This is a genomic window from Bacteroides sp. 3_1_13, from assembly GCF_001185845.1.
Lineage (GTDB): Bacteria > Bacteroidota > Bacteroidia > Bacteroidales > Bacteroidaceae > Bacteroides > Bacteroides xylanisolvens.
The window spans coordinates 1-5387 of record NZ_KQ236962.1; the positions used below are offsets into that span (position 1 = coordinate 1).

The 5387-nt window shown below is 42.4% G+C and carries 7 protein-coding genes; 3 read left to right on the forward strand and 4 right to left on the reverse strand.

Annotated elements, in window-relative coordinates:
* On the reverse strand, positions 1-429 hold a 429-nt coding region (locus HMPREF9009_RS24565), incomplete at its 3' end, for a DUF3408 domain-containing protein (protein WP_049703629.1).
* 4 nt (positions 430-433) lie between these two features.
* A complete protein-coding gene (locus HMPREF9009_RS24570; RefSeq protein ID WP_005868872.1) occupies positions 434-1132 on the reverse strand; it encodes a ParA family protein in 699 nt (232 codons plus the stop codon).
* Positions 1133-1535: 403 nt separating this feature from the next.
* Between HMPREF9009_RS24570 and HMPREF9009_RS24575 the strand changes: the two genes are divergently transcribed.
* From HMPREF9009_RS24575 to HMPREF9009_RS24585, 3 genes are read left to right on the forward strand one after another with little or no spacing between them, the layout of a single operon-like run.
* On the forward strand, positions 1536-1874 hold the full coding sequence (locus HMPREF9009_RS24575) for a plasmid mobilization protein (protein WP_008770294.1): 339 nt from the start codon (positions 1536-1538) through the stop codon (positions 1872-1874).
* Complete coding sequence (locus HMPREF9009_RS24580; protein WP_005868870.1) at positions 1871-3271, forward strand: relaxase/mobilization nuclease domain-containing protein; 1401 nt, start codon at positions 1871-1873, stop codon at positions 3269-3271. Before HMPREF9009_RS24575 ends, HMPREF9009_RS24580 begins: the two co-directional genes overlap by 4 nt.
* A 27-nt stretch (positions 3272-3298) precedes the next feature.
* The gene (locus HMPREF9009_RS24585; protein WP_005868869.1) at positions 3299-4282 is read left to right on the forward strand and encodes a hypothetical protein; all 984 of its coding nucleotides are present in this window, start codon (positions 3299-3301) and stop codon (positions 4280-4282) included.
* 44 nt (positions 4283-4326) lie between these two features.
* Here HMPREF9009_RS24585 and tnpB read toward each other — a convergent pair whose 3' ends face one another.
* A complete protein-coding gene (tnpB, locus tag HMPREF9009_RS26280; RefSeq protein ID WP_083444256.1) occupies positions 4327-4629 on the reverse strand; it encodes an IS66 family insertion sequence element accessory protein TnpB in 303 nt (100 codons plus the stop codon).
* Between the two features lie 3 nt (positions 4630-4632).
* Entirely contained in the window at positions 4633-4989 is a 357-nt protein-coding gene (tnpA, locus tag HMPREF9009_RS24595; RefSeq protein WP_004319780.1) for an IS66 family insertion sequence element accessory protein TnpA, read from the reverse strand.
* Positions 4990-5387 lie beyond the last annotated feature (398 nt).

The window sequence follows — 5387 nt, forward strand, 5'->3', positions numbered from 1 at the left end:
CAATATGTCTTCAAGAATGTTGTTTGCGATGTTGTGCATTCCTAATCCAGTGGCCATAGCAATCTGCTTCAGCTTTCTGTGGGTTTCGCTGGATATCCGGATTACTTCGGTGTTCTTTAATTTTCGCTCTTCCAGATATTCCGAGAATTTTTTTCCGCAGACTTTGCTTTCTTCTGTTTTTGGAGAAGACTGCACGGAAGGTTTGGATTCCGGCTTTTCCATTTGTTCCGGCTGAGGTTCTTGGACGGTTTCTTTGACTGGAGCCGATTCTTTCACCTCTTCATGGATGGGGTGCTCAATCGCAGGTTGGGGGATAGTGCTTTCCGCAACACTTCCGATCTGCTGGATTTCCTGCTCTTTCTTACTGGCGCTTTGCAGCAAGAGTTTTCTCATGGCGGCTGATGATGTCCTTTCTTTGTTGGTTGCCATAGCTTTATTCTCCTATATGGTTACAGATTAATTCCAATACCTCTTCACAGAAAGCATCACAGGGATGATGGTACGCTTTACTCAGCGTACTTAAATTGCGTTGATAGTCAACCCTTGAATCCTTGATGTAGTTTTGCATCAACTCGAAAGGCAAGGTTTTTTTATTTTTCAAAATTTCTTTGAACTCCAGCACATTCGGAAGAACACGGTTCATAACACCACGCACGGTAGTCTTTTTACCAATCTTTCGACGGCTTTCGATAATCCCTTCATAGATGTTATAGTAAAAGGTCAATGTAGGTCTTAAATCGGTCTGGTTCGGTTCGAAGGGAATGATGATCACGTCAACGAAGTGCAGCGTTTCAACTACACCGTTTTGTTTCAGGTTACCCGGAAAATCGACAAGTATAATGTCGTAATTGTCCTGAAGGAAATCCAGTTGGTTGATGAACTCTGAGGAAGAGATATTGATAACCTCATATTCTTCTTCCTTTTTCATGATTCCGTCCTCGGCTTCGTCCTCACGTAATTTTCCGATAGTGTTCTGCATGTCGTCGATATCCACCACGGCAATGGATAAGCCCCCCTCTTCGTTTGACTGCGAATGAATATAACCTGCAAACAAAGCTGTCAGCGTAGACTTCCCTACCCCGCCCTTGGGATTCTCAAAAGCTACGACTACTCCTGGTAATATTTGTCCCATAATGTACGTTTTTAAGTATGTGCGCAAATATATAAATAATAAATTAAATAATTGCATACTTTTATAATTAATTTATTATACACTTTTTTACTTAATTGTATAAGTAATTACATATATAAATATAAATATAAATATGTACATACTTAATCTTATAATTAAGTATGTATGTTCATACTTTGTAATAATATAATTAGTAATTATGTATTTTGTAACTAATGGCTTTCCGTTCGCCTGTTACAATGTGCGTAGTTACTTTGTAACAAAGTGAGCGGTTAATCTGGATTAAGAAATCAAGACTTTTGTCTGGTTTTGTTTCACAGCTGAGTATTATTGTATATCTTTGCTAATGCAAGGTATGTTTTTGTGGGTACAAAAAACCTTGCGACAGCCGAGCTGCCGACCAATGTTCGTTACACTCACATACTCTGTATATATGAAAGAGAATCGAGATATAAGTATAAAGATCCGCTTGACGGAAGCCGAGAAAGAACAGCTTCTTCAACGTTCAAAGGAAGAGGGAAAATCCCTTTCTTCCTTTATCAGAGAGTCTGCCTTGAAAGGCAGAAGCATATCGAAAACCGATGTGCAAATGATATATGAACTTCGTAAAATAGGAGCCAATATCAACCAGCTTGCCAAACATATCAATACGCTTCCGTCCGATGAAAATATATTGTATTCATTGGATCGGATTAACCAATACCTTTCGGATGTAGAAACCATTAACCGGAAATTGTTATGATAGCCGAGATACAACCTTCTTTCTCATCCCACCTGTCCATGAGCCGGAAAATTGAATACCAGCTTTCCAAGGTCAAGGAAGGAAACGGAAAAGTGCTTTACACCTCCACTGGTGACGAACTGGCCGCCATGCCAGCCTACATGAAACTTATCTCCCAGTTGAATGACCGGGTGAAACTACCTTATGCGGAATTTATTCTGAGCCTCTATCCGGGAGAAAGCCTTTCCGATGAACAGTGGCTTTCTCTTGCCGGGGAATATATCGAGAGGATGGGGTACGGAAAGTCCTGTTATGCCGTTGTCCTAAATACCGACAAGGCACACAGCCATGTGCATGTGCTGCTGACCACAATTGATGAAGAAGGCAAAAGCATTCCTTCCGGAAATAATTACAGCCGTTCCGAAAAGATCTCAAGGGAACTGGAGCAGAAGTACGGTCTGTTGCCTTTGGAAAGGGAAGGAGGCAAGAGAACCACGTTGGGAGAGGCGCAATACCGTAACTATTATTTCGATGCGGCCTTGAAGAAAGCCATGCGTAGTTATAATTACAAGGATAAGGTATCGGCTGTCCTGGAACAATCCGATACATACCGGTCTTTGAATAAACCCTTGCAAGAAATAAAATTGGCCAATGAAGAATGGCGTGTCCTATTGGGGGATGAAAGCTATGACAACCTTTTCGCATTGCTGGAAAAAGGAGGTTTTTTCAACCCCTTGTTCAAGGATGAACTGTTACAACAGCTTGACCGCATCTACTCTTTTTCCGAAAGTACATCCGATTTCCGAAGGAACCTGGAACAAGAAGGATTGTATATGCGTCTGGTCACCAAGAAGGACAAATCCTATTATGTCTATGGCATCAAGGATTCAGGCTTTTACCTGAAGGACGTTTCACTTCCTCAGAAATATCGTTTTGGTAATATTCGTTTTGATGGCCGGGGCATGAGCGCCGATGAACAGAAGCATTATCTCTATGACCATGTGTTTAAGGCATTGAACGCTTCTTTAGGCTATGAGGATTTTAAGAAAAGGTTGGCGGAAGAATCGATCCGTGTGACGGAACATGTAAACAGCAAAGGCGCATACGGGATTTCCTTTTATATGGAAAACGTGGAAAATGCTCATGTCTTTAAAGGTGCGGATCTTTCCCGTAAGCTCACTTATCAGAATATCCAGAAGCATTTCGATGGTGTGGCTGTCGGTCTCTCGCCACATATCGATAGGGTAGGGGAGTTCCGTGAGCGGGTGGATCGTGAGGCTTTCTATATGCAGGGTGGGGGAGTTATGGCCATTCCGGAACTTGACATTACCGGCAGCGGGAAGAAGTCGCAAGAGGATGATCTCATACCGTCCAAAAAGAAACGGAAACGCAAGAGTGGTCCCGATTTCTCATTATGATGAATACTAACTTAATATATTTGCTTTATGAATTATCAGACCGTTTTACAGAATTATCATCCCACTGAACAGGGGGATTTCATGTTGAGATATGAGATAGGTGGCCGGGGATATGTCGTTTACTCACCGGAGAAGGATGCGTTGTCTTGTATTGAATTACATGGCTTTTCCGAGCTTACTCCTTGGCAATTGGCTTTTGTTCTTTCCTTGGATATGCAGCAGATGAAAGAACAGGACGAGCTTTCTCTCTTCGTATGTTGTAAGCGAGAAAAGCTCTTGTCTTATCTTTTCGATGTGGAGGAAAGCGAAACCGTCTTGAAGACAAAGCACGTGTCCGGTTGGCAGGGCTATCTGATGATGGATATCCATAAGCCGGACAGGGTACGGAACGTGTTCCAGTTCCATCCGGAAACGAAAGAAGCCCGTTTGGTCTTTGATAACCGTTTATGTGTCGCTTCCCTTCGTGAGAAAGAAAAAGGAAAGCTCATCCATCTCTGTTGGAGTCCTTCTGTCTTTGCTGCCATCGATAAGGGAGGAGAGCGTACCGCACCGGCTTATCTGTTGGCTTCTGATGCTGCCTTGTTGCATGGGTATGCCATGAAACAGATTGCGGAATGCTTTGCCGGTACACCGGTTGAAGAACGGGTTATCGGTATTCATGTAGGGGATAATGTCTATGAGGCCTTGTCTTTTGTGTGCTATTACGTCCGTAACGTGCAGGATGAATATTTGGTTATTCCTGAGCGGAAAGATGGGATGGTGATTCTTGAAACCCCGAAATGGAATCCGATACGCCAGGCTAACTTCGTGGCTTCACTGAACAAGATGGCGGTTGACCAGGCGAAGAAACGCTATCCGGAAATGGAGGTTCCGAATGAACGGCCATTCACGTGCCTCTCTTTTGCCCGGAAGTCTTTCGTCTATTTCCCGGATCTGAAGGTGTATCAGGAGGTGTTCTTGAAGATGTATTTGGGGTTGGTGAGGTTACAGGAGGTGCATTTGCTGGGGTAAGGAACAATTGCAGTGCTGCTTATAAAATAGTGGCACTACTATTGTTAGAGTACTTCTATCATTCCTTTGGTTACGGCATCGGCCAGTAGTCTTTTTACAATCCTGCCACTGGGAGGATTGGTTATCCCAAGCGTTATCTCAACCCTGTTTGATAGAGGATGATAGTGCAGGTATTGGAGGATTTTCATACAGGTACAATTCGCATTGATAAAAATGAAAGCGTCACCGTCCCGTACATTCTTTCCCATCTGGTTGGTCACGATGCCGCTAAGCGTATAAAAACTCTTACGCATGTCTGTCGGATACGGGTAAAGATAATATCTGTTGGATTCATTCAAAGAAAACATAGGCTAACGGTTTGAATTCAAAAATATCAGGGTTTGCAATACCTCCGGTGACAAAGGGCTGTTCAAGCGGACTGTAACGCCATTGGGATAGGAGATCTCACATAGCGGCTGGGGAATTGGCGACGGGCTGACCGGAGGGGCAGACAGCAGGGATTTCTCCTTATGGGGAAGACTGACCTGGCCCTTACTGTTTACCTTTACCGGGATAAAGCCGCCTTTGCGCAACAGCTTGGAACGCCACTCGTAGAAACGTTTGGGACGAATACATTCATTCGAACAAAAATCCATAACTGACAGTCCGCTCGACTTGAAACGGGAATAAATAGATTCAAAATCTTCCATGGTCCATTGATGTGACATAACAATTGAGCTTTTTTACTTTGATTACAAAAGTAATATCACATTTTTAGAATGAAAGGGGGAGTTTATCGAATGCTTACATTTTTTTGTTTAATTAATATTATATTCTCCAAAATAAATGTTTTGGCGTATTATATGTTTAATAACCAATAAATTAGATAACTGTTTGATTTTGATTATAGTTGGATTTATATTGATATGGCGAAATACTTGGCTATTATATATCAATGTGAATAATGTTGGATTTTATTCTTCTTTTATTTCCGTACTGCCCTTTTCCTTGTTTTCTGCCTCCCCTAATGTGCTTTTTTCATAGCTCCATCTGAGATCCTTTGTTTTTGAACGGCAAATTTATTTCGGTGGATGGATACGAAAGAGTTCCGGTCTTCGCCCTTTGT

Excerpts from the sequence above, each read along its gene's own strand:
- HMPREF9009_RS24570 (WP_005868872.1), bottom strand. The coding sequence starts at position 1,132 with ATGGGACAAATATTACCAGGAGTAGTCGTAGCTTTTGAGAATCCCAAG.
- HMPREF9009_RS24575 (WP_008770294.1), top strand. The coding sequence starts at position 1,536 with ATGTTCGTTACACTCACATACTCTGTATATATGAAAGAGAATCGAGAT.
- HMPREF9009_RS24580 (WP_005868870.1), top strand. The coding sequence starts at position 1,871 with ATGATAGCCGAGATACAACCTTCTTTCTCATCCCACCTGTCCATGAGC.
- HMPREF9009_RS24585 (WP_005868869.1), top strand. The coding sequence starts at position 3,299 with ATGAATTATCAGACCGTTTTACAGAATTATCATCCCACTGAACAGGGG.
- tnpB (WP_083444256.1), bottom strand. The coding sequence starts at position 4,629 with ATGTTTTCTTTGAATGAATCCAACAGATATTATCTTTACCCGTATCCG.
- tnpA (WP_004319780.1), bottom strand. The coding sequence starts at position 4,989 with ATGTCACATCAATGGACCATGGAAGATTTTGAATCTATTTATTCCCGT.